This is a genomic window from Burkholderia sp. Bp9015 (genome assembly GCF_003853505.1).
Classification (GTDB): domain Bacteria; phylum Pseudomonadota; class Gammaproteobacteria; order Burkholderiales; family Burkholderiaceae; genus Burkholderia.
Genome location: NZ_QTPZ01000038.1, coordinates 15,680 through 39,345, shown reverse-complemented (window position 1 = coordinate 39,345; position 23,666 = coordinate 15,680). Strand labels below are relative to the sequence as shown.

At 64.5% G+C, this 23,666-nt stretch carries 21 protein-coding genes; 14 read left to right on the top strand and 7 right to left on the bottom strand.

Going from position 1 to position 23,666, the window contains the following annotated elements; all coding sequences use genetic code 11:
* Positions 1 to 120: 120 nt before the first annotated feature.
* From DIE12_RS30675 to DIE12_RS30640, 8 genes are all read left to right on the top strand, one after another.
* Entirely contained in the window at positions 121 to 600 is a 480-nt protein-coding gene (locus DIE12_RS30675) for a MarR family winged helix-turn-helix transcriptional regulator (RefSeq protein WP_124523096.1), read from the top strand.
* Positions 597 to 2,747 carry an FUSC family protein gene (locus DIE12_RS30670; protein ID WP_124489328.1) on the top strand — a complete coding sequence of 717 codons (2,151 nt, stop codon included), beginning with the start codon at positions 597 to 599 and terminating at the stop codon, positions 2,745 to 2,747. The genes DIE12_RS30675 and DIE12_RS30670 overlap by 4 nt, the downstream gene beginning before the upstream one ends.
* 34 nt (positions 2,748 to 2,781) lie before the next feature.
* Positions 2,782 to 2,994 carry a DUF1656 domain-containing protein gene (locus DIE12_RS30665; RefSeq protein ID WP_044849171.1) on the top strand — a complete coding sequence of 71 codons (213 nt, stop codon included), beginning with the start codon at positions 2,782 to 2,784 and terminating at the stop codon, positions 2,992 to 2,994.
* A 2-nt stretch (positions 2,995 to 2,996) separates the two neighbouring features.
* Positions 2,997 to 3,962 (top strand): HlyD family secretion protein, encoded by a 966-nt coding sequence (locus tag DIE12_RS30660; RefSeq protein WP_124489329.1) that lies wholly within the window; start codon positions 2,997 to 2,999, stop codon positions 3,960 to 3,962.
* Entirely contained in the window at positions 3,959 to 5,458 is a 1,500-nt protein-coding gene (locus DIE12_RS30655; protein WP_124523094.1) for an efflux transporter outer membrane subunit, read from the top strand. The genes DIE12_RS30660 and DIE12_RS30655 overlap by 4 nt, the downstream gene beginning before the upstream one ends.
* Positions 5,459 to 5,641: 183 nt before the next feature.
* Positions 5,642 to 6,067 (top strand): molybdopterin-binding protein, encoded by a 426-nt coding sequence (locus DIE12_RS30650; protein WP_124489331.1) that lies wholly within the window; start codon positions 5,642 to 5,644, stop codon positions 6,065 to 6,067.
* An 85-nt stretch (positions 6,068 to 6,152) separates the two neighbouring features.
* Positions 6,153 to 6,743 carry a nitrogen fixation protein NifQ gene (locus tag DIE12_RS30645; RefSeq protein ID WP_124523092.1) on the top strand — a complete coding sequence of 197 codons (591 nt, stop codon included), beginning with the start codon at positions 6,153 to 6,155 and terminating at the stop codon, positions 6,741 to 6,743.
* A 117-nt stretch (positions 6,744 to 6,860) separates the two neighbouring features.
* Positions 6,861 to 7,226 carry a bleomycin resistance protein gene (locus tag DIE12_RS30640; RefSeq protein WP_124523090.1) on the top strand — a complete coding sequence of 122 codons (366 nt, stop codon included), beginning with the start codon at positions 6,861 to 6,863 and terminating at the stop codon, positions 7,224 to 7,226.
* A 125-nt stretch (positions 7,227 to 7,351) separates the two neighbouring features.
* Here the strand turns inward: DIE12_RS30640 and DIE12_RS30635 are convergent, their stop codons facing one another.
* The 4 genes from DIE12_RS30635 to DIE12_RS30620 all read right to left on the bottom strand — a co-directional run bounded on the left by DIE12_RS30635 (position 7,352) and on the right by DIE12_RS30620 (position 11,853).
* Complete coding sequence (locus tag DIE12_RS30635) at positions 7,352 to 8,413, bottom strand: DMT family transporter (RefSeq protein WP_124523088.1); 1,062 nt, start codon at positions 8,411 to 8,413, stop codon at positions 7,352 to 7,354.
* 782 nt (positions 8,414 to 9,195) lie between these two features.
* Positions 9,196 to 9,855 carry a ProQ/FinO family protein gene (locus tag DIE12_RS30630; RefSeq protein ID WP_044849165.1) on the bottom strand — a complete coding sequence of 220 codons (660 nt, stop codon included), beginning with the start codon at positions 9,853 to 9,855 and terminating at the stop codon, positions 9,196 to 9,198.
* Between the two features lie 662 nt (positions 9,856 to 10,517).
* Positions 10,518 to 11,009 (bottom strand): flavodoxin family protein, encoded by a 492-nt coding sequence (locus DIE12_RS30625; protein ID WP_044849164.1) that lies wholly within the window; start codon positions 11,007 to 11,009, stop codon positions 10,518 to 10,520.
* A gap of 193 nt (positions 11,010 to 11,202) precedes the next feature.
* Positions 11,203 to 11,853 carry a TetR/AcrR family transcriptional regulator gene (locus tag DIE12_RS30620; RefSeq protein ID WP_124523086.1) on the bottom strand — a complete coding sequence of 217 codons (651 nt, stop codon included), beginning with the start codon at positions 11,851 to 11,853 and terminating at the stop codon, positions 11,203 to 11,205.
* Positions 11,854 to 11,937: 84 nt separating this feature from the next.
* Between DIE12_RS30620 and DIE12_RS30615 the strand changes: the two genes are divergently transcribed.
* Complete coding sequence (locus DIE12_RS30615) at positions 11,938 to 13,062, top strand: MBL fold metallo-hydrolase (RefSeq protein ID WP_124523084.1); 1,125 nt, start codon at positions 11,938 to 11,940, stop codon at positions 13,060 to 13,062.
* A 1,236-nt stretch (positions 13,063 to 14,298) separates the two neighbouring features.
* Here the strand turns inward: DIE12_RS30615 and DIE12_RS38255 are convergent.
* Entirely contained in the window at positions 14,299 to 14,559 is a 261-nt protein-coding gene (locus DIE12_RS38255) for a hypothetical protein (RefSeq protein ID WP_185641249.1), read from the bottom strand.
* Between the two features lie 396 nt (positions 14,560 to 14,955).
* Between DIE12_RS38255 and DIE12_RS30605 the strand changes: the two genes are divergently transcribed.
* Together DIE12_RS30605 and DIE12_RS30600 are read left to right on the top strand one after the other, a co-directional pair.
* Complete coding sequence (locus DIE12_RS30605) at positions 14,956 to 15,651, top strand: ParA family protein (protein ID WP_011879640.1); 696 nt, start codon at positions 14,956 to 14,958, stop codon at positions 15,649 to 15,651.
* Positions 15,644 to 16,675 carry a ParB/RepB/Spo0J family partition protein gene (locus DIE12_RS30600; protein ID WP_124523082.1) on the top strand — a complete coding sequence of 344 codons (1,032 nt, stop codon included), beginning with the start codon at positions 15,644 to 15,646 and terminating at the stop codon, positions 16,673 to 16,675. Before DIE12_RS30605 ends, DIE12_RS30600 begins: the two co-directional genes overlap by 8 nt.
* A gap of 90 nt (positions 16,676 to 16,765) precedes the next feature.
* Here the strand turns inward: DIE12_RS30600 and DIE12_RS30595 are convergent, their stop codons facing one another.
* Positions 16,766 to 18,082, bottom strand: coding sequence for a replication initiation protein (locus DIE12_RS30595; protein ID WP_044848821.1), 1,317 nt, complete (start codon positions 18,080 to 18,082; stop codon positions 16,766 to 16,768).
* A 1,728-nt stretch (positions 18,083 to 19,810) separates the two neighbouring features.
* Between DIE12_RS30595 and DIE12_RS30590 the strand changes: the two genes are divergently transcribed.
* Entirely contained in the window at positions 19,811 to 20,389 is a 579-nt protein-coding gene (locus tag DIE12_RS30590; protein WP_124523947.1) for a hypothetical protein, read from the top strand.
* A gap of 229 nt (positions 20,390 to 20,618) precedes the next feature.
* Entirely contained in the window at positions 20,619 to 20,945 is a 327-nt protein-coding gene (locus DIE12_RS30585; RefSeq protein WP_044848822.1) for a hypothetical protein, read from the top strand.
* 323 nt (positions 20,946 to 21,268) lie between these two features.
* Here the strand turns inward: DIE12_RS30585 and gcvA are convergent, their stop codons facing one another.
* Positions 21,269 to 22,174: a transcriptional regulator GcvA gene (gcvA, locus tag DIE12_RS30580; RefSeq protein WP_124523078.1), complete on the bottom strand. Its 906-nt coding sequence runs from the start codon at positions 22,172 to 22,174 to the stop codon at positions 21,269 to 21,271.
* Positions 22,175 to 22,314: 140 nt separating this feature from the next.
* Here gcvA and DIE12_RS30575 point away from each other — a divergent pair, with 140 nt between their 5' ends.
* Positions 22,315 to 23,604: an adenylosuccinate synthase gene (locus DIE12_RS30575; protein ID WP_124489719.1), complete on the top strand. Its 1,290-nt coding sequence runs from the start codon at positions 22,315 to 22,317 to the stop codon at positions 23,602 to 23,604.
* Positions 23,605 to 23,666: the final 62 nt, after the last annotated feature.

Genomic DNA, 23,666 nt, shown 5'->3' with positions numbered 1-23,666 from the left:
CGCTCTCGGCCGGACGCCCGAATTGCGCATTGCAGGTCGGCGCCCCGGCATGCGGCATGACACCCGGGTGACAAAACCGATAGTTTGCTATCGAATGTTTTTGCTCCTATCATCTCGCCCATGACCAATCTGCACGACCTCCGCCTCGCCGTCAGCAGCCTGCTGGTGCTCACCGCGCGCAAGTGGCGCCGCACGAGCGACGGCGTGCTGACCGCGTACAACGTATCCGAAGCCTGCGCGACGCCGCTGCTGATCGCCGGCCGCCTCGGCGAAGGCGTGCGCCAGGGTACGCTCGCCGAACACGTCGGCATCGAGGGGCCGTCGCTCGTGCGCCTGCTCGACCAGCTGTGCGCGGCCGGCCTCGCACGCCGCGACGAGGATCCGCACGACCGCCGCGCGAAGACGATCTCGCTGACGGGCGCCGGCCGCGCGGTCACCGCGAAGATGGAAGAAGACCTGCGCGTGCTCCGCGCCCGGGTGCTCAAGGGCGTCACGCGCGCCGATCTCGAAGCCACGCTGCGCGTGCTGAACGCGTTCAACGCGGCCGATGCGCAGCATCCGGCGTCGCGTCCGTCCCACCCCGCCGACTCCGCGTCATGACCTATCCGAGCCTTCGCGACTGGCTGTTCTCGGGCAAGACGTTCGCCGCGTCGATGCTGGCGCTGTACCTCGGCCTGTATTTCCAGCTGCCGCGCCCTTACTGGGCGATGGCGAGCGTCTACATCGTGTCGAACCCGTTCGTCGGCGCGACGCGCTCGAAGGCGCTGTATCGCGCGCTCGGCACCGCGCTCGGCGCGGCCGCCGCGATCCTGTTCGTGCCGCCGTTCGTCGAGACGCCGTTCCTGTTCAGCGTCATCGTCGCGACATGGTGCGGCACGCTGCTCTATCTCGCGATCTCCGACCGCACCGCGCGTAGCTACGTGTTCATGCTGGCCGGCTACACGATGCCGCTAGTCGCGCTGCCGACGGTGACCGATCCGTCGACGATCTTCGACGTCGCGATCGCGCGGACCGAGGAAATCGTGCTCGGCATCGTGTGCGCGAGCGTGGTCGGCAGCGCCGTGTTCCCGAACCGGCTCGCGCCGACGCTGATCGAGCGCACCGACGCATGGTTCAAGGACGCCGCATTCTACGGCCGCGAGACGTTGTCCGGGCATATCGCGGGCAAGGCGCTGTCCGCGTGCCGGCAACGCCTCGCCGCGACCATCACCGGCCTCGAATTCCTGCTGAGCCAGCTGAGCTACGACCATGCGCACCCGCGCGTGCTCGCCCGCGCGCAGGCACTCGCCGGCCGGATGCAGCTGTTCCTGCCGCTGATGTCGTCGCTCGCCGATCCGCTGATCGCGCTGATGCGCGACCTGCACGTGCGGCCGCCGGCGCTCGACGCGCTGCTCGCCGACGCGGCGAAGTGGTTCGACGCGCCGTTGCCGGCCGTGAAGGCCGGCAGCGACGGCGACATGGCGCACGACCCGGTCGCGGACGACCTGCGCGAACGCATCGCCGCGCTGCAGCCGGCCGACGGCGCGCTGGCGAGCTGGGACGGCGCGCTGCTGTCGAACGCGCTGTGGCGGCTGCGCCAGGTCATCGACATCTGGCAGGACTGCCGCTCGCTGCGCGCGCTGATCGCGAACGAGTCGGGCGTCTGGCAGCCGCGCTACCGGCACTGGCGGCTCGGCGGCACCGAACGCTTCTTCGATCGCGGGATGATGCTGTTCTCGACGCTGACCGTCGTGCTCGCGATCGTGTTCGCGTGCTCGCTGTGGATCTCGTCCGGCTGGCACGACGGTGCCGCGGCCGTCACGCTCGTGGCCGTGTCGTGCAGCTTCTTCGCCGCGCTCGACGAACCGGCGCCGCTGGTGTTCAAGTTCTTCCTGTCGACGGCCGCGAGCGTCGTGTTCGCCGGGCTGTACCTGTTCGTCGTGCTGCCGCACGTGCACGACTTCCCGATGCTCGTGCTGATGTTCGCGGGGCCGTTCATCCTGATCGGCACGCTGCTGCCGCGCCCGCAATTCAACATGGTGACGATGCTCGTCGCGGTGAACACCGCCACCTTCATCAGCATCCAGAGCGCATACGACGCCGACTTCTTCGTGTTCCTGAACAGCAACCTCGCGGGTGTCGCCGGGCTGCTGTTCGCGTACGTATGGACGCGCGCGACGCGGCCGTTCGGCGCGGAGCTCGCGGTGCGGCGCCTGCTGCGCTCGGGCTGGGAGGACGTCGCGCGCTCCGCGTCGACGCAGCCGCTCGACGACCAGCGCAACCATGCATCGCGCATGCTCGATCGCGTCACGCAGTTGCTGCCGCGCCTCGGCGCGTCGGACGACCACCGCCATCCGTCGATCGAGAGCTTCCGCGACCTGCGCATCGCGCTGAACGCGCTCGACCTGCGCCGCTCGCGCCGCAAGCTGACGGGCGACGTGCCCGATGCGATCGACCGAGTGCTGGCCGGCGTCAACGATCACTACACGCGCTGCGCGGCCGCGAATGCGCGCCAGCCTGCACCGCCCGCGCTGCTCGCATCGATCGACGACGCGCTGCAGCGCGTGGCCGGGCGCAACCTGCCCGGCACTTCCGTCGCGCCGGCGGACGGCGGCACGACGCCCGGCGCGCCCGCGGCGCCGGTCACGCCCGCGACGCACCGCCGGCTGCGCGATACGCTGCACGCGCTCGTCGGCCTGCGCCTGTCGCTGTACCCGGCCGCATCCGCGCAGCCGCCGCAAGCCGCACCGGACGGAGCACGCGCATGATCCCGCTTTCCAACCCGTCTTTCCGACCGCGACCATGATCGGCGAAATCGACATCTTCGGCGTATTCGTGCCGGCTCCGCTCGTGCTGATGCTGATCGCCTACCTGATCAACATCGTCGTGCGCGCGCTGCTCGAACGCGTCGGCTTTTACCGCCTCGTCTGGCACCGTTCGATCTTCGACCTCGGCATCTACGTGTTCGTGCTTGCCGCGGTCGTCATCGTGTCTCACCATCTCGTGGCTAGCTAACCGTGAAAAAAACCTGGCTCTCGGCAGGGCAGATCCTGCTCACCCTGATCGTCGTCGTCGTGGCCGCCCTCGTGCTGTGGCGGATCATCAACTACTACATGTTCTCGCCGTGGACACGCGACGGCCACGTGCGCGCCGACGTGATCCAGGTCGCACCCGACGTGGCGGGGCTCATCACCGCGGTGCAGGTCGCCGACAACCAGGAGGTGAAGCGCGGCCAGGTGCTGTTCGTGATCGACCAGGCCCGCTACGCGCTCGCGCAACGGCTGGCCGAAGCGACGCTCGCGCAGCGCCGCGCGACTCTCGCCCAGGCGAAGCGCGAATATGCGCGCAACCAGCAGCTCGGCAACCTGGTCGCCAGCGAACAGGTCGAGGAAAGCCGCACACGCGTCGAGCAGGGCGAAGCCGCCGTCGCCGACGCGCAGGTGTCGCTCGACACAGCGAAGCTGAACCTGCAGCGCACGACGATCGTGAGTCCCGTCGACGGCTACCTGAACGATCGCGCGCCGCGCGTCGGCGAATACGTGCCGGCCGGCCGCGCGGTGCTGTCGGTCGTCGACCGCAATTCGTTCCGCGTCGACGGCTACTTCGAGGAAACCAAGCTGCGCGGCATCCACATCGGCCAGCCGGTCGACATCGTCGTGATGGGCGAGCCGCGGCCGCTGCGCGGCCACGTGCAGAGCATCGTCGCCGCGATCGAGGATCGCGACCGCACGCAGGGCGCGAACCTGCTGCCGAACGTGAACCCGGCATTCAGCTGGGTGCGGCTCGCACAGCGCGTGCCGGTGCGCGTCGTGCTCGACGAGGTGCCCGACGACTTCCGGATGATCGCAGGGCGCACCGCGACCGTCGCGATGCGCTCGCCCGATGCGCGTCGTGACGACAAGGCGAAGCCGGCTGCCGGCGCTGCCGCGCCGGCGACGGCTTCGGCACCCGCGGGCGCAAGCGCGACGGGAGCCTCGCAATGAAGCGGCACGGCCTGCGCCTCGCGGCGGCACTCGCGCCGCTCGCGCTCGCACTCGGCGCGTGCAAATCCGTCGGCCCCGACTACAGGCTGCCGCAGCAGGCGTACGTGAATGCGCCGCTCGCGAACCATGCGCTCGACGATGCGAACGGCACGCTCGTGTCGCGCGACGCGGTGCCCGGCAACTGGTGGCAGCTGTACGACGACCGCGTGCTCGACGAACTCGTGCGCAGCGCGCTGAAATCGAACACCGACCTGCGCGTCGCCGCGGCCAACCTTGCGCGTTCGCGCGCGGCGCTGGAAGTCGCGAACGAACAGGGCGGCTTTTCCGGCCGCGCGGAAGCCGCCGTGCAGCGCGCGCAGGAATCGGCCGAACAGTATCTGCTCGAAAACAAGCTGCCGGTCGTGAACGAGGGCGCGGTCGGCATCAGCGTGTCGTACGAGCTCGACCTGTTCGGCAAGCTGCGGCGCGGCGTCGAGGCCGCACGCGCGGACAGCGAAGCCGTGCAGGCGGCCGCCGACCTCGCGCGCATCACGGTAGTCGCGGACGTCGTGCGCGCCTACGTCGAATCGTGCTCCGCCGGCGACGAGCTCGCGATCGCGAAGCAGTCGCTCGCGCTGCAGCAGCAGCGCGTGAAGCTGTCGCAGCGGCTGCGCGACGCGGGGCGCGGCAACCAGACCGACGTCACGCGCGGCGTCACGCAGGTGCGCACGCTCGCGGCCGACATCCCGCGTTTCGAAGGCCGCCGCAAGATCGCGCAGTACCAGCTCGCCGCGCTGCTCGCGCGCTCACCCGCCGACCTGCCGAAGGCTGTCGCCGAATGCGAGCGGCTGCCGAAGCTGCGCCAGCCGATTCCGATCGGCGACGGCGCCGCGCTGCTGCGCCGCCGCCCCGACGTGCGCGAGGCCGAGCGCCAGCTCGCCGCCGCGACCGCGCGGATCGGCGTCGCTACGGCCGCGCTGTATCCGTCGGTCAGCATCGGCGCGTCGGCCGGCTCGGTCGGCGTCGCCGCCGACCTGTTCTCGTCCACCACCAATCGCTGGTCGTTCGGACCACTGATCAGCTGGTCGTTCCCGGTCAACGGCCAGCGCGCGCGCGTGCGCGAGGCCGAAGCCGCGACCGGTGGCGCGCTCGCGCATTTCGACGGCGTCGTGCTGAACGCGCTGCGCGAAACGCAGTCGAGCCTCGCGACCTATGCTGCCGACGTGCAGCGCACCGATGCGCTGCGCACGGCCTACGAATCGGCGCGCAGTTCCGCTGACGAAACGCACCGGCTTTATACGGCCGGCCGCGAGTCGTTCATCTCCGATCTCGATGCGACGCGCACGCTGACGAGCGTGCGCGCACAGGTCGCCGCGGCCGAGGGCCAGGTCGCCGCCGATCAGGTCAAGCTGTTCCTCGCCCTCGGCGGCGGATGGGAAGGCGATGCTGCGCCCGCTGCGGCGCAGCGGACTTCGGCAGCGGGTACGCCGGCTGCTGCGCCGGCCGCCGCAAAGTAAGCGCGCGCGGGGCGGCAGCCGGCGTGCACGACACGTCTGCCGTCCCGCGCCATCGTGCGCGATTTCGCATGTCCGGTATGTCGATGCCGACGTCGCGCGTCGCCTGCATTGCCGGTAAACTCGTCCGCAGTTTCCGTCATTCGCCGGCCGCCCGTCGGGCCGCCCATTTCCCGGAGAGTCATCATGCGAACCAGCGCCCGTAATCAATTCGCCGGCCAGATCGGCGCCGTCAAGCCCGGTGCGGTCAACGACGAAATCACGCTGCGTACCCAGGACGGCCTCGACATCGTCGCGGTGATCACGCATGGCAGCGTCGCATCGCTGGGCCTCGCGGCCGGCACGAAGGCGTTTGCGCTCGTCAAGGCATCGTCGGTGATCGTGATGGTCGACGTCGACAGCAGCAAGGTGTCGGCCCGCAACTGCGTCTCGGGCACCGTGTCGTCGATCGCGAAAGGCGCGGTCAATTCTGAAGTCGTGATCAAGGCGGCGGGCGGCGCCGAGATCGTCGCGATCGTCACCAACGACAGCGTCGATCGTCTCGGCCTCGCGAGCGGCAAGGCCGCGTCCGCCATCTTCAAGGCGTCGAGCGTGATCGTCGGAGTCGAGTGAGCGCCCTGTCGACCGCACCGACGATCCATCGTGCGCCGCGCCCGCACGCGGCGTGCGACGCTCGACCGGCGCGCGGGCGCACACGATGACGTCCATGCTCGAGCACGCGCATGAGCGCATATTGCAATCGCTGCTGGCCGGGGCGACCGACGCCGATTCTCCGGATGCACGTCTGTTCGGCACGCTCGTCGCGGCACGCGCATGCCGCAACGAGCTCGCGCTGCTCGGTCTGTCTCCCGCGCGGTTGAGCGGCCTGCTTGCTCGCCAGTTCCCGCACCTGGGTTCGGACGATGCCGCCGCGCTCGTGTCGGCGGCCGCCATCGCGCCGCTGCCGACCGCGCACGCGCAGTTCGTCGCGACACTGCACGCGCGATTGATGCAGGATGCGCATTGCGCCGTCGCACGCGACGATGCCGACTGCGTCGCTACCATCATCGCGCATGCGTGCCTGCGCCCCGATCACCTGTGGCGCGATCTCGGCCTCGACGGACGCGCCGCGGTGTCCGCGCTGCTCGACCGCTATTTTCCCGCGCTCGCCGCACGCAATGTCGCGAACCTGCGCTGGAAGAAATTCCTCGCGGAGGAAGCGGCCGCATCGCTCGGCCTGCCGCCCGGGCCCGCCCCCGGATGCCCGGGCTGCGAGGATTTCGGATTCTGCTTTCCCGCCGGACGATAGTCGCGGCGGCGGCTTGCGCGGCTTGCCGGTGCGCATCGTTGACCGACCATGCGCGACATCCGTCCGCACGTTTTTCCCGCGCTTCGTTCGATCGCTGCGCCCACTGGAGGAACCGCCTTGACCGACTTTGCGAGTCCCAATCTGCCGTCGCGCGATTTCGAAGTTACGTCGCTTTTCTACGCGAAGCTCGGCTTCGTCGAAACCTGGCGCGACGACGGCTGGATGATCCTGCGGCGCGGCGACCTGCTGCTGGAATTCTTTTTGCATCCCGGTCTCGATCCGGCCACGAGCTGGTTCAGCTGCTGCTTCCGGCTCGGGAACGTCGGTGCGTTTTTCGACGAAGTGCTCGCCGCCGGTATTCCCGAGCAAACGACCGGCTGGCCGCGCGTGCATCGGCCGAAACGCGAGGCATGGGGCGGCACCGTCGGCGCGCTGATCGACCCGGACGGGTCGTTGATCCGGTTGATTCAGACGGACGACTGACTCGCTACGGTTCGCCCCGTCGATCGACGCCGAAGCCGTGCAGCGGACACGAACGACGGCCCCATAAACGGTTACCTTGCGATGCGCGTGGCACACAGCGCGGGTCGTGCGCCCGTGCCGCGCGATCAGTGTCGATGGCGGTGGTGAATGTCCGGGAAATGCGCGTGACTGTGCGTGATCGGCAGATGCACGTGCGGATGCGTGTGCGGCTCATCGCCGTCGTACGGAAAGTCGTGCGCGTGCTGATGATGTTCGTCGTGCCGATGCCGGTGCGTATGCTCGAGCCGCTCATGCGCATGCTCGTGTTCGTGCCGTTCGCGCACATGCAGCCAGATGCCGAGCGCCATCAGCGCGGCCGCGATCCAGAACGTGACCGACGGCAGCGCCGGCCAGATCAGCAACGACAGCACGACGCCGAACAGCGGCGCCACCGAAAAATACGCGCCCGTGCGTGCACTGCCGAGATGGCGCAGCGCGACGACGAACAACACGAGACTGATCCCGTAGCCGCCGAGGCCGGCCAGCATCGCGGCGGCCGTGGCCGGAACGGCGGGCAGCGACGCACCCGTCGCGAGCGCGATGCCGATGTTCACGGGCCCGGCGACCAGGCCTTTCACGCACGCGATGACCATCGCATCGTTCGCGGCGACCTTGCGGGTCAGGTTGTTGTCGATCGCCCAGCACAGGCATGCGCCGGCAATCAGCAACGCGCCGACCGGCACGCCGGCGCGCCCCGGCACCCACGACAGCAGCGTGCCGCCCGCGACGATCGCAACCATGCCGAGAAACACCTGGAGATCCACGTTCTCGCGAAACACGACCCACGCGATGACCGCCGTCAGCACGCCTTCGAGATTGAGCAGCAGCGCACTCGTGGCGGCCGGCGTGCTCGACAGCCCGAGCATCAGCAGCGCCGGACCCGCGACGCCGCCGGCCGCGATCGCGCCGGCGAGCCACGGCAGGTCCGCGCGCTGCAGCGGCGCTGCGTCCTCGGCCGGCGCGCGGCGGCGGCGCAACCCGCGCAGCAGGATCCCGACGCCCAGGCCGATGCCGCTGCCGAGATAGAACAGGCCCGCGACCATGAACGGCGACATCGCGCCGATCAGTGCCTTGGCGAGCGGCGTCGCGGCGCCGAACAGCGCGGCGGCGGTGAGCGCGACGAGAATCGCGGAATGTCTCGGGTTCATGATGCGGTCTTGGCGTTGGCGTTGGGCGTATGGAATCGGCAGGTTGCGTGCGATGCGGTGGCGCTTGCGGTTTGCCGGTGCCTTTCAATGTCGGGGAATGTCGGACGAATTGCGCAGGCTTTCAGGTACCTGTCGCGTCATGCGCGGGCGGCAACGCAGGCCGGCCCGACGATTCGTGCCGGGGAGATTATCGCGTTTGTGTTGCGGGTCGCCAACTGACGAGCGGCCGGCCGCGGCGGCGCATCCGGACATCTCAACGTCCGTCTCTCGAATACGGCCGCACTTCACGCCTGACAACAGTTCCCGTGAGACATATTCGCGTGGGTGCGAATCCGGATTTCATCGCCGATCCGATTACATTAGGAACACGAATTATCATGATTGAACGCAAGCGGATGTGCGTTGGTCACTCACTCGATGGCGCATGCGTCGATCGTCTGCGCGCAAGCGCGGATACGCAGTCGTGCGGGACGCCCGCCTGTGCATCGTTCTCCGGATGGGACGGCACCGTGCATTCATGATGCGCGCTGACACTCCCCGATGCCTGATCGCCGCGCGCCCGACGTAAGCGACACGTTTCGCAAGCCGCGTCCGCCGACGTGCTTTCGTCGTCGGTTCGATTGGCAGTTCGATGCTGATCGGGCAAGGCTGACTGGCTGTACGGCCAGCGGTGGCAGTCCCGACCCGCCCGGACAAGGACAGGTCGGTCCGTCTGTGATGCGCGATATGCGCGGTGAAGGCCGGCGCGTCACCGCGCATATCGCGCGGCGACGCATCGCGTGTTACTCGCTCGCGGCCGTTTGCTGCTCGGCCTGCGGTGCTGCGTCGGCCGGTGCTTCCACGGCTGCCGGCTGCGGCGCGGCGGCGTCGGCCTGTGCATCGGCCTTCGGCTGCTGCGGTGCGCCCTTCGCTGCTTGTGCGCCGCCCTTGTTGCCCGGACGACGCGACTTCAGCCGGCGCGCACGCGCGGCGTCGTCATGCGTCACACGTCCGGCTTCGTTACCTTGCAGATCGACCCGCACCGCGTCTTCGACGAGACACGACCAGTAACGATTGCCGCGGCACCACGTGGACATTGCCTCGCGCAGCTCGGCTTCGCTCAGGCCGACGGCTTGCGCCTCGCGGGCGAGATCGTCCCAGATACCGACCTTCAGCGGCACCTTGGGAGCCGGATTCTTCGGGAACGCGCGCGGGAACCGGCGCTGCAGTTTGCCGATTGCGACGATGACCGGATCGACCGGCGTCGACGGCTTCGCCGAAGCGGGCTTCGCGCCGGACGGCGCTTTGGCCCCGGCACCCGATTTGGCCCCACGAGCGGGCCGATCGCCGGACTTCGGCTTCGCGCCTGCGTCCGGTTGCGTAGCCGGTCGCTTCGCGTTGCGCTCCTGCTTGGCCTTGGCTGCGAGCTGCGCCCGCAATTCGGCAAGTTGTTCAAAACCCATAAATTCAATCCACCAGGAATATAAGGTGTGGTTCGTGCGGCCATTCCGCACATCGGCGTTCGCCGCATCGCCTGCGGCTCGACTGCCACCGATGCGGATCATTGCGGGGCCGCATCGCCACCACCACTGTTTCAGGCACCCGGCCACGATGCCGGACAAAGGCAGGAGTGGAAGTATACCGGTACGCGCGGCAGTCGGTTGACTCACCGGTTCGGATTTGACGGATCCGGGTGGCAGGCAAGGCGTCCGCGCAGTCGTGACGCGCATTATGGCGGTGTTTTCGACAGGTATCGACACACGCGTTACGTAGTGTCGCTTTCCGCACTTTCTCGCTTCAGTGCGCTTCACGTGAAAAGCATGTGGCCCGAACATCATCGGCTGCCAGTGTCGGCAAAGGTTGACCGGGGCATCGACAAGCTGTTGGTGTCGCTTGGTGTCGCTTGGTGTCGCTTGGTGTCGCTTGGTGTCGCTTGGTATCGCTGGGTGTCGCTGGTGTCGCTGGGTGTCGCTGCCGCGAACGGCAATGCGGTTCGCTGGAGTGGTGTCCCGCGAATCGTGCGCATCGCTAGCACTCGCGGTCATCGAATGCGGCACACGAGGCGTCGCGCTCCGGTCGTTGCGCGCAGTTGCGGCTTCGCGGCGGCCGGCTCGATCGTCGCCAATCAGAACACGCCGAGAGCAAGCCCTGCGGCAAGACCCGCGCCGATCTCCGCGCAGCGCGCGAGATCCTCGCTGCCGATCGTCTTCGGCGCGAGGATGCGCTCCGGTGTCTGCGCATGGGTGCAGACGATCAGGCCCGGCGCCACATTCCTGAGCCGCCATCCGGTCGCGATCCGGTCGATCTGGCGCAGCGCGTTCTGTCCGTCGCTGCCTGCGCAGATCATCGCCGCATACGGACGGCCGTTCACCCGATCGAGTGCCGCGTAATAGCAGCGATCGAAGAAATCCTTCATCAGCCCGGACATCGCGGCGAGATTTTCCGGCGTCGCGAAGAGGTAGGCGTCGGCGGCGAGCACGTCATCCGCGCTCGTCGCATCCGCACGCTGCAACCTGACGTCGACGCCGGGTTGCTGACGCGCGGCATCCGCGGCCGCCTCGGCCATCTGCTGCGTGCCTCCGGTCATCGTGTGATAGACGATCAACAGCGTCTTCATCGGGGTTCGCTCGCGTTCGGTTTCAAATGCGTCCGCCGCACACGTCGGTACGGCTCAAACGGACTACGTCGACGTGTGTGCCCGGGCCTGCGTTCTTCCGCTGTCGAATGGCAGATTCTTCGAGGCGGCAGACGCAGCGCACATCGAGTATATCGACGCGCCTGTTCCACTCCGCGCTTCGCACGATGTGCGGTCAGTCCTGCCCGGCACTCGCATCGGCGCGGTCCGCATGCGCGTAGTACGCAAGAAACATGTCGGCGGCCGTTTCCGCGACCTTCTTCTGCTCCCGCACACCGAGCGGCGGCTGGCCCATCGTCACCTGCGGCCAGAACGCGAACGCTTTTACGATTCCGTGCAGCTGATGCGCGGCGAATACCGGATCGGTCACCGTGAGCCGGCCGGCCGCCGCGGCCGCGCGAATCCAGACCGTCACGTCTTCTTCGCGCTCGCCCATGCGCTCGACCATGTCGCGCGCGCGTTCCGGCGAGTGGATGGCCGCACCGATCGCGACGCGTGCGAGTGCGAGAAACGCTTCGTCGTTCAGCAACCGCAATTTGCGGCCCAGCAGCGCGAGCAGTTGATCGCGCAACGGCACGTCGGCGCAGTAAGCCGGCGCGCCGGCGGTAAGTGTCGCGTCCCACAGCTGATGCAGGATCGCCGCGAACAATGCTTCCTTGCCCGGGAAGTGGTTGTAGACGGTGCGCTTCGACACGTCGGCGCGCGCGGCAATGCGATCCATGCTGGTTGCGTCATAGCCGGCCGCGAGAAATTCCTCGATCGCCGCGGCGAGTATTGCCGCACGCTTTCGGTCGGTCAGGCGCTGAGGAGAAGTGCTCGTATCCATACAAAAAATTTTACACCGCCGAGTTTACTTTTCCCAGGGATAAACTACACTGCTCGGTGTACTTTTATTTCCGGACGAATCGACATGGCTTCGCCTCTCGTTTTTCTTCATCGCGTACTGGGTTTCGCCGCCGCCAGGCGTGGCCGCACGCTGTCCGGCGAGTCGCCGCAGCACAACGGCGAACGCTTCAGCAACGTCGCACCGCGACCGGTCGAAGGCTTCGGCAAGACGCTGGGTATCGCATGGAACATGCTGGTCAACAAGCCGCGCAACACGGTTCCGACAGGCGCATTGCCCATCGATTCACTGACCCGCGAGCAACTCGACGCGGCCCCCGACCGCAGCCTGTATCGGCTGGGGCATTCAACGTTATTGTTGAAACTGCGCGGTGAGTTCTGGCTGACCGATCCCGTGTTTGCCGAGCGTGCATCGCCGTTCCGGCGCGTCGGCCCCAAGCGCTTCCATGCGCCGCCGATTGCGCTCGAGGACCTCCCGCCGTTGCGCGGCGTGATCCTGTCTCACGATCACTACGATCACCTCGACCGCGACACGGTGCTCGCGCTTGCGGCCACCACCGGCGTGTTCGTCACGACGTTGGGCGTCGGCGACCGCCTGATCGAATGGGGTATCGACTCGCAGAAGGTACGGCAGCTCGACTGGTGGCAGAGCATCGACGTCGACGGCCTGACGCTGATCGCGACACCGGCGCAGCACTTCTCCGGGCGCAGCCTGTTTGACGGCAACAGCACGCTGTGGGCGTCGTGGGTCGTCGTCGACGACGATCTGCGCGTGTTCTTCAGCGGCGACACCGGCTATTTCGACGGTTTCCGGACAATCGGCGAGCGTCTTGGGCCCTTCGACGTGACGCTGATCGAGACCGGCGCATACGACCCGCAATGGCCTTACGTGCACATGCAGCCGGAAGAAACCGTGCAGGCGCATATCGACCTGCGCGGTCGCACGCTGATGCCGATTCACAATGGCACGTTCGATCTCGCGATGCACCGTTGGCAGGAGCCGTTCGAACGCGTCACCGCGCTGGCAATGGTGCATGGCGTCGAGCTGTCAACGCCCAGGATGGGCGAGCGACTCGATCTGAATAAGCCGCATCGCGGCGAGCGGTGGTGGCGATCGGTCGATGAGCCGGCAAAGACTTCCGAAACGAAGACACGCCGGTGGCAACCCTGCGCGTCGCAAGCGACGAAGTAGGTTCGATGGCCGCGACGGTTTCTGGGCGGAAACGTCGCGGCGATGAATTTTCGTCGCGATACGGGATTGATGGTCGGTGAGGCCGGAAATCTGACCTTCCACGCTATCCAGATAGACACGGCCGGCCCGACGATGGCAATGCACCTTATCTTGATGCAGTTTCTGCAGATCCCCGTTTCGTATGCGCTGCGATAGACATTGGCCAAGCCCCTCGGAGACGTTCATCCGAGGCTGTCTACAGAATCAGCATTAGTTCGACGCAGTCTTTGGACGCCCGGTAAATTCAACATCGGCCCGGCGCCCGCTTCGATTTCTCCCAACCCCCGTGGATTCGCAATCCGGCACCGCCGGGACAGCGCGTTGTCACGTGACAACTGGCGATGAAGAGGAGCGTCGCATTTCTTGAATCCCGGGTCTGTTCGGCGCGACGTCGCAGCTCGACGGCGTGTCGATTGTCTTCGCAGAGCGAAACGTATTGAAAACTACAAAACACGTTTTCATTGATACGGTTTGACCTCGCTCTTCATCGCTTGAACCCAATAGGACGCTCGAGATCCATGCGCCCCCATTTTACCCATCAATCACGTTCAGTTCGCGTGAAACAACATGAAGAAAGTGGCGCAACTGATTGCTAGACAAGGGTTTACGGAGACGAACCGTTTTAGAGAAATGTTTCACGACCCTGTCGATTCGCGTCATCTCGCCTCGTCGACATGCATGAATTCGCCCCAAAAGCCGTCGCGCGATCAGGATACGTGAAACGACGTCGATACCCGCCACCATTGAAGCACTCGTCAACGCAACAAAGCTCCGAATATCAACCCTCCCCTTGCCACGTCGTCGTGGCAAGGGGAGCGCAGACAGGGGTCAATTTATTGGGGCCATATCATGGCCGCCAAAGTTCCCATCTGACATGCCGTGGGGAGATCGAGAGCCCGCACAGTACAAGAATGCTAGAGGATGGCCGAGCCGCCCGGCCAGTACCGCTCGCTCGCACATATCACTCGCACGTTCCAACTCGCTAATTTGGCTCCCCAATGAAGACGCCGCATCGATATGAAGCAGGTCATTCCGACACGAGACCTCAGCGGTTGTCACGTGACAACCATGCGACTCGAACGGCTCCCCCATCCATGACCTAGTCCGATCGACCACGTCACTTCACATATCGCACGGATTTCTTCACGCTAGCAAGTTCTCTAGTAAGTGCATTGAGGCAAGCGAACCCACCCGGAATCACAACTGAGGCGGGTTGTCACGTAACAACCACGTCCGTCGCAGTCGCAGTCGCAGTCGCAGTCGCAGTCGCAGTCGCAGTCGCAGTCGCAGTCGCAGTCGCAGTCGCAGTCGCAGTCGCAGCACCAGCACCAGCACCAGCACCAGCACCAGCACCAGCACCAGCACCAGCACCAGCACCAGCATATCTGAGTGCAACAGCGGCAATGACGAAAGAGGAAGAAAGAATCCCCACGAGTCCACCGCGCGTCGAATCTGCATACTCCCCGTCGGCGGGCATTTGCGATCTTAGTCATCCGCATCGACTTGTCACGTGACAACTGCAGATCCCGACGCTGTTCAAGTTCTCAAGTAGTTGGAAAACCTGTCCCGCATTTTCAGGTCGACAACAAAATCACCCTTAGAAACCGCACCGCGATTCTTGTCGCTTCCGCCGCTGAATTCCCCACCACTCCATCGGCACTTACTATCTCAAATGACGTGTTGTCCGTTTTTATTTTTCAGTCGATTTGAACTCAAGAAATAATCTGCTAGCCATTTGGCCTGCTTGTCACGTGACAACCACATTGATCAGAAAATTTCTCTGTTTATCTAACACTTTTCTGGACTTTTCAACAACAACTGCATATATTACGCAAAACTCCTTGGAGGAATTTAATGGCTTTCAAGATCGCCGTTAGTAATCAAAAAGGTGGTACTGGAAAGACGACCATCTCCGTCAATATCGCGGCGGCCTTCGAGGCTGGCGGCAACAAAGTCGCCTTGATCGATGCCGACCCTCAAGGCACGTCAGTCAGATGGGTCACAAGCGGGGAAAATACGCTCCCGATGACGGTTCTGTCTTTGGCCCCCGCCGGTCGCGGCATCGGCGGCGAGATCAAGAAGCAGGATGCAAATTTCGATGTGATCGTCGTCGATTGCCCGGGCAACCTCGAAGACCCGCGCATCGCGTCCGTGCTGGAAGTCGCCGATTTCTGCCTCGTCCCGCTGTCCCCGTCGCCCGCCGACCTGTACAGCACCGTCGCGATGATTCGGATGATCGAGTCGATGCGTGCCGTTCGGAACCCGAATTTGTCTTCCGCGCTGATGCTGAATAGCGTCAATGGAAAAACTAAAATGCGTGAAGAAATTTTAAAAATTCTAAAGGCTGAAGAAATAGGGGAGCATCTGCTCGACAGCCAGATCGCGCAGCGAGAGGTCTACCGGCAGACGTTCGCCCTCGGCACCACGATCCATCATCACAATCGATACCTGAAGGGGCTGAAGGAAGCCCGCGCGGAAATCGAGCGGCTGGTCACCGAAATGGCCCAATACATCGCGTCGACGCGCGCTACCGGAGCCGCTCATGGCTAAGGACACCTCAAAAGAGAAGAAGCCGACCGGCAACCTGCACCTCGCGGCCGGGCTGCTGCGCGGGCTCGCGCAGGAAAACGCGGCGCTCGAAACGCGCCTGCCGGAGCCGGTGGCCGCGTCGAATCCCGCCACCGAAGCCGCTTCCCCCGTCGCCCCCGCCTCGACCACGTCCGCCGACGCGATCGACCTCGGCGCGCCGCAGAAAGTCGCGGTCAAGGACTGCATCCCGAACCCGTTCAACCCGCGCGTGTTCTATTCGGAATCGAGCCTGCACGAGCTCGCACTGACATTGAAGCGGGAAGGGCAGATCGAGCCGATCAAGGTCACGCGGCTCCCGGAGTTTCCCGGCAAGCTCGTCGTGATCGACGGGCAACGCCGCCTGCGCGCGACGAGCATCAACGGCGACGAGACGATCAACGCGACGTTTCGCACGGACCACACGCCCGAGCAACTCTATACGATCGCGTATCGCGCCAACCACGACCACGAGCGCCAGACGATCTTCGACGATGCGGTCGCGTGGAAGCGTCTTCTCGACGAAAAGGTCTTCCCCGACCAGAACACGCTCGCGGAAAAGATCGGCAAGGACAAGGCATCGATCAGCAAGACGCTGTCGCTGAACGCTCTGCCCAACACGCTGCTCGAACGGATGGCCAGCGCGAACGATGTGGTCGGCCTGCAGGCGGCGTACTTCCTGAAGCTGATTTTCGAGCGCCTGGGCGAACCGGCTGCCGACCGGCTGCTCACCGCGGTGATCGACCGGAAAAAGTCGGTACGCGACCTCGAGAATTTCCTGCGCGCGCAGAGCGACGGCAACAAGAAGGCGGGGCGCACGCGCTACAGCGTCCGTCACGATTTCGCGCTCGAATCACGCGCGATCGGTCAGCTGAAGACCTATCCGGACGGGCGTCTGGATCTGCAACTGAAGGGAGTCGATGCGTCTCACCAGGAAGCACTCGCCGACCGCCTCAAGACCGTAATCGATGCGTACGTCGCCGAACTGGCAGACGCCGCGCAAAAGTAGCCGCGCCAAGACAAAGGCCCCGCGCCTGCACGGCACCGCGCAACCGGATGAAGTCCGGCGCGCGGCGCATGCCAGGCTGCGAGGCCTTGATCAGTTGGTCGCGAGGCTGCTTTTCAGCAGGAATTCCAGCAGGTCGTCCGAGGTCGGTTCGCCCCAGGTGTCGATCGCCAGCCAACGGAAGAAACTGGTTTGCGCCAGCTTGCTCGCCTTCTTCTTCGGCGACAGCGTGAGATCCTTCGAACCGGCCACCGTCTCGTTGTAGCGCTCGATCAGCTTGGTCTGGTCGTCGATCTCCAGCTCGCGGAAATACGCGCCAGCTTCGTCGACCTTCGCCGCCAGGTATTTGTCGCGAATCTGTTCCTGCTTGCTCTGCGCGGATTCTTTTGCCGGCGCGGCCGTTTCGGTCCCCTGACCGTCGGCCAGCGTATAGCCGTGTGTCAGCGCCTTGCGGAAATACGCGGCCACGTTGTCGACAGGGGCGGCATTCTTCTTCGTAGTCCGATTGAGCGTATAGGCAATTGCCGCCTTGATGCGCTGCACACCGTACTGCGTGATCAGCCGGCGCGCTTCCGAACGCGGGATGCCGAACTTGGCGACTTCGTCGACGAGTGCTTCGTTCTTGACGTCGCCTTCCTCCACCATATCTGCGCTCTGCTTGCGCGTCACCTTGAACTGGACGGCCTCCACGCTGCGACCTGACTTGTGTTCGATCAGCTCGAGCGTATGGTCGGAAACTTCGTTCACCTCCTGAATGCACGGCACCAGGACCTTGCTCTTGAAGAGCTTGTACTCCTTGTACGATTGCGATGCCTTGTCCTGACCGAGGATGAGATCGCGGAATTTTGGCAGCGGAATCTTCGCCGTGATGCCGATCCCCTCGTAGCGCACCGTGTTTTCCCACAGGGCAAGCGAGTGCGAGCGCCGAAACTCGCGCGCGATCCGCATATCGATGAGCGCGTAGATCTCCGGATTGAGCAGCTCGCTGCGAATCTGGTCGGAGAAGCTGTACTTCAGCACCGATTGCTCGAGTTCGGCGCCGGCGAGCAGGCCCGACGCCTTCCACACCGTCGAGCGGTCGGCCGCAAGGTAGTCCCAGTTGACGACGGTACTGATCAGCGAGTTGACCGTGTCCTTCACGTACTTCGTGTTGTTGCTGTTCAACCCGCTTTCGTGCGAGAGCGCGGCGATCGAGATCGAGAAGCTCGTCCGGCCGGGCTCGAACGCTTCCTGACGAAGGGCATTCTTGATCAACGAGCTGAACATCTTGCGCTGCTGCAGCCCGATCTTTCCGGACTTCGGAGCGATATGAATGGCCTGGACCGCCTTGCGCAGCAGATCGGGAGGCTCGGGCGTCTGAAATAGCGAAACCTGCTTGTCGGAGCCTTTGATTGCGGGCTTGCGCGGCATCGTGATGTCCGGAGAAGGTGACCGTGTTGATGGCGGACTTTATACCTTTTCCAGCCACCGAGCAACGTCTCTTTCTACGGTATCACTTTCACTATCGATGCTAAGTTCCAGTCACAAAAGGAAAAACCTAGGTTTTCCTATTTGTTCGGAGCCCCATATCCATATACCTTTGGGTCAAAAGTAGCTCCCAAAACCTTCTACCTGTGTGGTTTGTCGCCAGGATCCGGCATGGGACTTGCCCTATCAAAGGTACCCATTCATGGGAAACAATCGACTCGAACTGGATTGGCGAACCCGATTCGTGGTGCCCTGCAACACGATCTGCGTTCCTCCCATAACGCGCTACCTTCGACACGCCCCATGAATGGGTACCTGTCGAAATCCACCGGCGTGGCGTTGTGTCTTCAACTGTGTCCGACAGGCGAAAATGCTCCCCATGGATGACTACCTTCAGACTCCCCCACAGAAGGTAACCTTTCTACCGGCCTGATCCTGTTTATGGGACGCCACAACCATAGGGACGAGCCAAACGAGATCACGCGGTCAATACAGGCACCCATAAACGGCTACCTGAAGTCCGCCCCATAACCGGCTACCCCACATAAAATGCTGTGCCCGGCGGCACGAACCGATCAGCTGGAACGCACCATAAATGGCTACCAATGGATTCCCCCATAGAGGGCTACCTGAAGTGTTTTTGGGCCGAATTCCCATAACAGGCTACGCGTGCCCCATATCCACAACCCCCATTTCCCACAACGCGGTACCCGATTCCCCAAATCCACAGACCTGAAACCCCATACTCTTCCGCCTGTGCTCCCATAAATGGGTACCGAACACCTGTCAAACCCTTGCCAGACAAGGCTGTGAGCCGTCTAAAAGTAGTTAAAGAAGTAAACGTTGTTTACCAAAGATGTAAACACACGTGTGCCTGTGCAGAAAAACAACCCCCATAAACCGCTACCAAAGGGACTCCAGCGGGCTCAACTGGCACAGCAATCCGGGTCTCCAGCCTGTGGATCCCCGGATATGTGGCCTCATTCTGCGAGCCTCCCAGGCCTGACAAGGCTTCGCAAGAAGGTGAGTACCTACTAACAAGCGCTCAAACGTAGAAACCTATGGGATGGAATCCGCGTTTTCAGGACATAGGTTCCCATCTATGGGATCGGAAAATGCCCACAGCGGGAGGTTTCTCCGTCCGGGATTACCCGTAGGCGACGGCCATCACACCCGCACAGGAATACTGCGGGTACGCCTCAGGGCAGTGAGAAATGACCGGAATTCATCCGCAAGCGGTTATTTTTGCGTCTGTGCCCGCGCTTCCGTGGATAAGTCTCCGGCTATCGCGCGCCGGCTCGTCCGACACTTTTCAGTCAGTAACCCGTGCGCGGACGAAACCCCCGGCCCTTGCTCCGTTCATTTGGCCTCATAGCTTTCTACCTTTGGGCCTGTATCGGAATCGGTACAGGATCCCGACAGCCGGGACAAGAATTGCATCCCTGTGCCGGTCGACACGACAATCAAACGCGCTTCGGTCACGGCGATCCCGGCATGGTTCCGAACGTGAGGCAAGCGCCATCAACCAGGCTCCCCCTCACTGGATACATACTCGAATCCCGAAAATGCTCACCGTCGGAAGTTGTCGGATCCTGTAAAGGCTCACCGACTAGCTCCTCGCAGGTTGATGGACCATCCGTGCGACGCGTCCGCACGAGATGCGGGCACCCGATGGAAAAGCTGTGGCGTATGCGCGCAGCGCCAGACGCGCCGGCGTGCTTGTCGCACAGGCGCAAAACGCTTCGTGACGCAGATACGATGACGCGCGCAGCGCAGGCGCTCATGCGACTGCATCGTACGATGCAGATGCGCGATCGTGAACGAATGCCGATCGAAGCGCTCACCTTGTGCTGCAGATGCCGTCTCCCAAAAGTGGCGACGAATCGCGCCGAACAGGTAACCATGCAAGCGGCCACCGGTTACCCGATCGTTCGCATCGTATCGGGCCGACGTGTAGTGGAGGAACGGGGCGGACTCGGCATGGAACGATTCGTGGTCATTTATGGGAGGAGCCGTCGTTCGCGCGGCCGCAAATCGCAACATGGCGCACAGGTCCGCGATTTCGTCGCATGTTCCGCTCATGAGGCAACGATCGCGTTGCGGGAGCAGCAAATTCCACGGATGAAACAGTCGGCGTCGTACGCGGGCGCGGTGCGCCGAAGCGGATCTCATCCTCATCGGCAACCTGCATCGTATCGACGGAACAATCCGCTTCGTCACATGTTTGCGGCGGTCGCACGCGTCGCGTGATGTATTGCCGTGTCCCTGCGAAACGAGGGTCCGGCGGACACGCGGGAGACGTGACGATGCGACGTTTCCCATACGTATATCCCCAAGAATGTGCGCACGATAGCGCCACATTTTTTGCAACGCGGTTATGATGCAAAGGCCCTGATCGCGAGATGAAGACCGGCCAGGGGCAGGGGCGGTATCTCGATGTACTTTCACTCCGTGACCAATCAGAAAAGAGAGTTCAGCGATGCGAATCCAGATCAAAAAACTGACGCTGGCTGCTACGGCAGCGGCGTTCCTCTTCGGCTCGGCTGCTCCGGTGTTCGCGCAGACCGACGCCAGCGCACCGGCCGCATCCGCCGCTTCGGATGCGAAAGCTGCGAAGCGTGAAGCACGCAAGGCAGCACGGGCAAAACGCAAAGCCGAACACAAGGCAGCGCGCGCGAAGAACAACGCCGAACTGAAGAAGCTCGAAGACGCGGGTTACAAGCCGGCGGCCAACGATCCGAACTACCCGCAGAATCTGCAGAACGCTGAGAAGAAGGCGGGCGAAGCCGCGGGCGCCAGCCAATAAGCGTCCCTCGCGTGAAAAGCCCCGGCTCGAGCCGGGGTTTGTCGTTTGTGCTGCGGAAACGCGATACGTGTCCGGGCACGCATGCGGGTATCACATTCGCATCAAATGATTCGATGTCCTTTGTTTTTAGATGAAGTGGAAACCATCTCGATGCGTTGACTCTTTCTGCTCTGTCCGTCCTGTTCAGACTAGTAGTAATCCTACTGAATGAAAAACGTTGGATGAAGGGCGAGGCGAAAGACGTTCGAGCATGAGCAATACGCGGCGTCGCAACGGCGCCCGAAACCCACACCGACCGAGCGATCGTCGCCATCAGGACCTGGTCAGCGCCGCGCGTTCGCTGTCGCCGCATTCCCCGTCACTTTCAGCCAGTCCTTGAATGCCCGCACGGCTTCGTCCTCCGCGCGCGCAGCCGCCACATAAGTGAAGTAGCGCCACGGCGGCAGTGCCGGTTCGCTGAACGGCTGCACCAGCCGGCCTTCGGCGATGTCGTCCGCGACGAGCGCGATCGGCCCCATCGCGACGCCGAGACCGTCGAGTGCGCCTTGCAGCGTCAGATAGAAATGCTCGAGCGTGAGCGAATGCCGCGGCACCAGATTCGCGTGCCCCGCTGCCGCGAGCCACTCGGGCCACATGCCGGGATAGGTCGCCGCATGCAGCAGCGTGAAGCCCGCGAGATCGGCCGGCGTACGCAACGGCCTGCCATCGAGCAGCTTCGGCGCGCATACGGGTAGCCTGACTTCGGACAGGAATTCCTCGGCGACATAGCCGTCGATTGCCTGCGGGCCGCCGCGGACGATCAGGTCGACCTTGTCGCGCAACTTCTCGATCGGCTCGTTCGATGTCGACAGCCGCACTTCGACGGCCGGATGGGCGACCTGGAACGACGACAGCTTCGGCACGAGCCAGCGCAGCGAAAACGTCGCGGGCGCGCTGACGCGCAGCACGCGCTGCTGCCCCTGGCCGAAATGCTGCGCGGTGGCCAGCGCAATCCGGTCGAACGATGCACCGACCTCGGCGAGGTACGCGCGACCGGCATCGGTCAGGTCGACCCGCCGGTTGTGCCGCTCGAACAGCGGCCGGCCAAGCCACGCCTCCAGTTGCTGGACATGCCGGCTGATCGCGCCATGCGTCACGCACAGCTCGTCGGCGGCGAGCGTGAAACTGCCGTGCCGGGCCGCGGCTTCGAACGCGCGCAGCGAATTCAACGGAGGAAGTCGTCGGGCCATTCATCGTTTCGCGTGAGTTTTACTCACGCGAATGCTCAGATTTAATCGTTTGATCGGGCGATCATGCTTCGCCAATATGGCACACAAACGGCCTACGCGGCCGGAATATGTGTCTGAATTTCTCACATGGAGTATGGAGCATGCCGAACGTGGTGGTGGTGGGCGCCCAATGGGGTGACGAAGGCAAGGGGCGCGTCGTGGACTGGCTGGCGGCGCAGGCCGATCTCGTCGCACGCTACAACGGCGGCCACAACGCGGGCCATACGCTGGTCGTCGGCGACAAGACGTACAAGCTCGCGCTGTTGCCGAGCGGCATCGTGCGCGGCAAGCGCGGCGTGATCGGCAACGGCGTGGCGCTCGATCCGGAGGCGCTGCTGGCCGAGATCGGGCGGATGGCCGAGCTCGGGCTGTCGGTGACGCCGGACAATCTGTCGATCGCGGAGAACGCCACGCTGGTCCTGCCGATTCACCGTGCGATCGACCAGGCGCAGGAGCGTCTGCGTCGCGAGCCCATCGGCACCACGCTGCGCGGGATCGGGCCGGCCTACGAGGACAAGGTGGGGCGCCGCGGGCTGCGGGTTGCCGATCTGGCGGAGCCGGACCGGCTTGCCGGCAAGCTCGACGTGCTGGTCGATCACCACAATGCATGGTTCCGCGGCCTGGGGCTCGAGCCGTGCTCGCGCGACGCGATGGTTGCAATGCTGGTCGACATCGCACCGAAGATCCTGCCGTTCGTGCGTCCCGTGTGGGCCGACCTCAACGACGCGAACGAGCGCGGCGAGCGCATCCTGTTCGAGGGCTCGCAGGCCGTGATGCTCGACATCGACTGGGGCACGTATCCGTTCGTGACGTCCTCGGGCACCGTTGCATCGGCAGCGGCGGCCGGCACCGGCCTCGGCGCGTCGAAACTCGGCCACGTGCTGGGCGTGACCAAGGCGTACGCGACGCGCGTCGGCGGCGGCCCTTTCCTCACTGAACTGAACGACGCCACCGGCGAAACGCTGCGCGCACGCGGACAGGAATTCGGCGTCAACACGGGCCGGCCGCGCCGCTGCGGATGGCTCGATGCCGCGCAGTTGCGGCAGGCCGTGCGGATCTCGGGTATCGATTCGCTCGCGCTCACCAAGCTCGACGTGCTCGACGGCTTTGCGTCGATCGAGCTGTGTGTCGGCTACGAACTCGACGGCGCACGCGTCGACCATCTGCCCGCGAGCCTCGATGCGCAGGCACGCGCAACGCCCGTCTATGAAACGTTCGCCGGGTGGGACGGGACCGTGAAGGGCGTGCGCGAGCGTGCGGCGCTGCCGCGTGCCGCTCAGGATTTCATCGCACGCGTCGAGGCGGTCGCGGGCGCGCCCGTATCGATGATCACGACGGGCGCCGAGCGCGACGACACGATCGTGCTGAGCAATCCTTTCGACCCGGCCTGAGCGCGACGCGGCACGCGCAATGCGTGCCCGGCAGGCCGCCGCCATGCGGCCTGCATCGCTCC

What these genes read in the sequence shown, in the direction of transcription:
- DIE12_RS30675 (WP_124523096.1), top strand. Translation starts at nt 121, where the DNA reads ATGACCAATCTGCACGACCTCCGCCTCGCCGTCAGCAGCCTGCTGGTG.
- DIE12_RS30670 (WP_124489328.1), top strand. Translation starts at nt 597, where the DNA reads ATGACCTATCCGAGCCTTCGCGACTGGCTGTTCTCGGGCAAGACGTTC.
- DIE12_RS30665 (WP_044849171.1), top strand. Translation starts at nt 2,782, where the DNA reads ATGATCGGCGAAATCGACATCTTCGGCGTATTCGTGCCGGCTCCGCTC.
- DIE12_RS30655 (WP_124523094.1), top strand. Translation starts at nt 3,959, where the DNA reads ATGAAGCGGCACGGCCTGCGCCTCGCGGCGGCACTCGCGCCGCTCGCG.
- DIE12_RS30650 (WP_124489331.1), top strand. Translation starts at nt 5,642, where the DNA reads ATGCGAACCAGCGCCCGTAATCAATTCGCCGGCCAGATCGGCGCCGTC.
- DIE12_RS30645 (WP_124523092.1), top strand. Translation starts at nt 6,153, where the DNA reads ATGACGTCCATGCTCGAGCACGCGCATGAGCGCATATTGCAATCGCTG.
- DIE12_RS30635 (WP_124523088.1), bottom strand. Translation starts at nt 8,413, where the DNA reads ATGAACCCGAGACATTCCGCGATTCTCGTCGCGCTCACCGCCGCCGCG.
- DIE12_RS30630 (WP_044849165.1), bottom strand. Translation starts at nt 9,855, where the DNA reads ATGGGTTTTGAACAACTTGCCGAATTGCGGGCGCAGCTCGCAGCCAAG.
- DIE12_RS30625 (WP_044849164.1), bottom strand. Translation starts at nt 11,009, where the DNA reads ATGAAGACGCTGTTGATCGTCTATCACACGATGACCGGAGGCACGCAG.
- DIE12_RS30620 (WP_124523086.1), bottom strand. Translation starts at nt 11,853, where the DNA reads ATGGATACGAGCACTTCTCCTCAGCGCCTGACCGACCGAAAGCGTGCG.
- DIE12_RS30615 (WP_124523084.1), top strand. Translation starts at nt 11,938, where the DNA reads ATGGCTTCGCCTCTCGTTTTTCTTCATCGCGTACTGGGTTTCGCCGCC.
- DIE12_RS38255 (WP_185641249.1), bottom strand. Translation starts at nt 14,559, where the DNA reads ATGCAGATTCGACGCGCGGTGGACTCGTGGGGATTCTTTCTTCCTCTT.
- DIE12_RS30605 (WP_011879640.1), top strand. Translation starts at nt 14,956, where the DNA reads ATGGCTTTCAAGATCGCCGTTAGTAATCAAAAAGGTGGTACTGGAAAG.
- DIE12_RS30600 (WP_124523082.1), top strand. Translation starts at nt 15,644, where the DNA reads ATGGCTAAGGACACCTCAAAAGAGAAGAAGCCGACCGGCAACCTGCAC.
- DIE12_RS30595 (WP_044848821.1), bottom strand. Translation starts at nt 18,082, where the DNA reads ATGCCGCGCAAGCCCGCAATCAAAGGCTCCGACAAGCAGGTTTCGCTA.
- DIE12_RS30590 (WP_124523947.1), top strand. Translation starts at nt 19,811, where the DNA reads ATGGAAAAGCTGTGGCGTATGCGCGCAGCGCCAGACGCGCCGGCGTGC.
- DIE12_RS30585 (WP_044848822.1), top strand. Translation starts at nt 20,619, where the DNA reads ATGCGAATCCAGATCAAAAAACTGACGCTGGCTGCTACGGCAGCGGCG.
- gcvA (WP_124523078.1), bottom strand. Translation starts at nt 22,174, where the DNA reads ATGGCCCGACGACTTCCTCCGTTGAATTCGCTGCGCGCGTTCGAAGCC.
- DIE12_RS30575 (WP_124489719.1), top strand. Translation starts at nt 22,315, where the DNA reads ATGCCGAACGTGGTGGTGGTGGGCGCCCAATGGGGTGACGAAGGCAAG.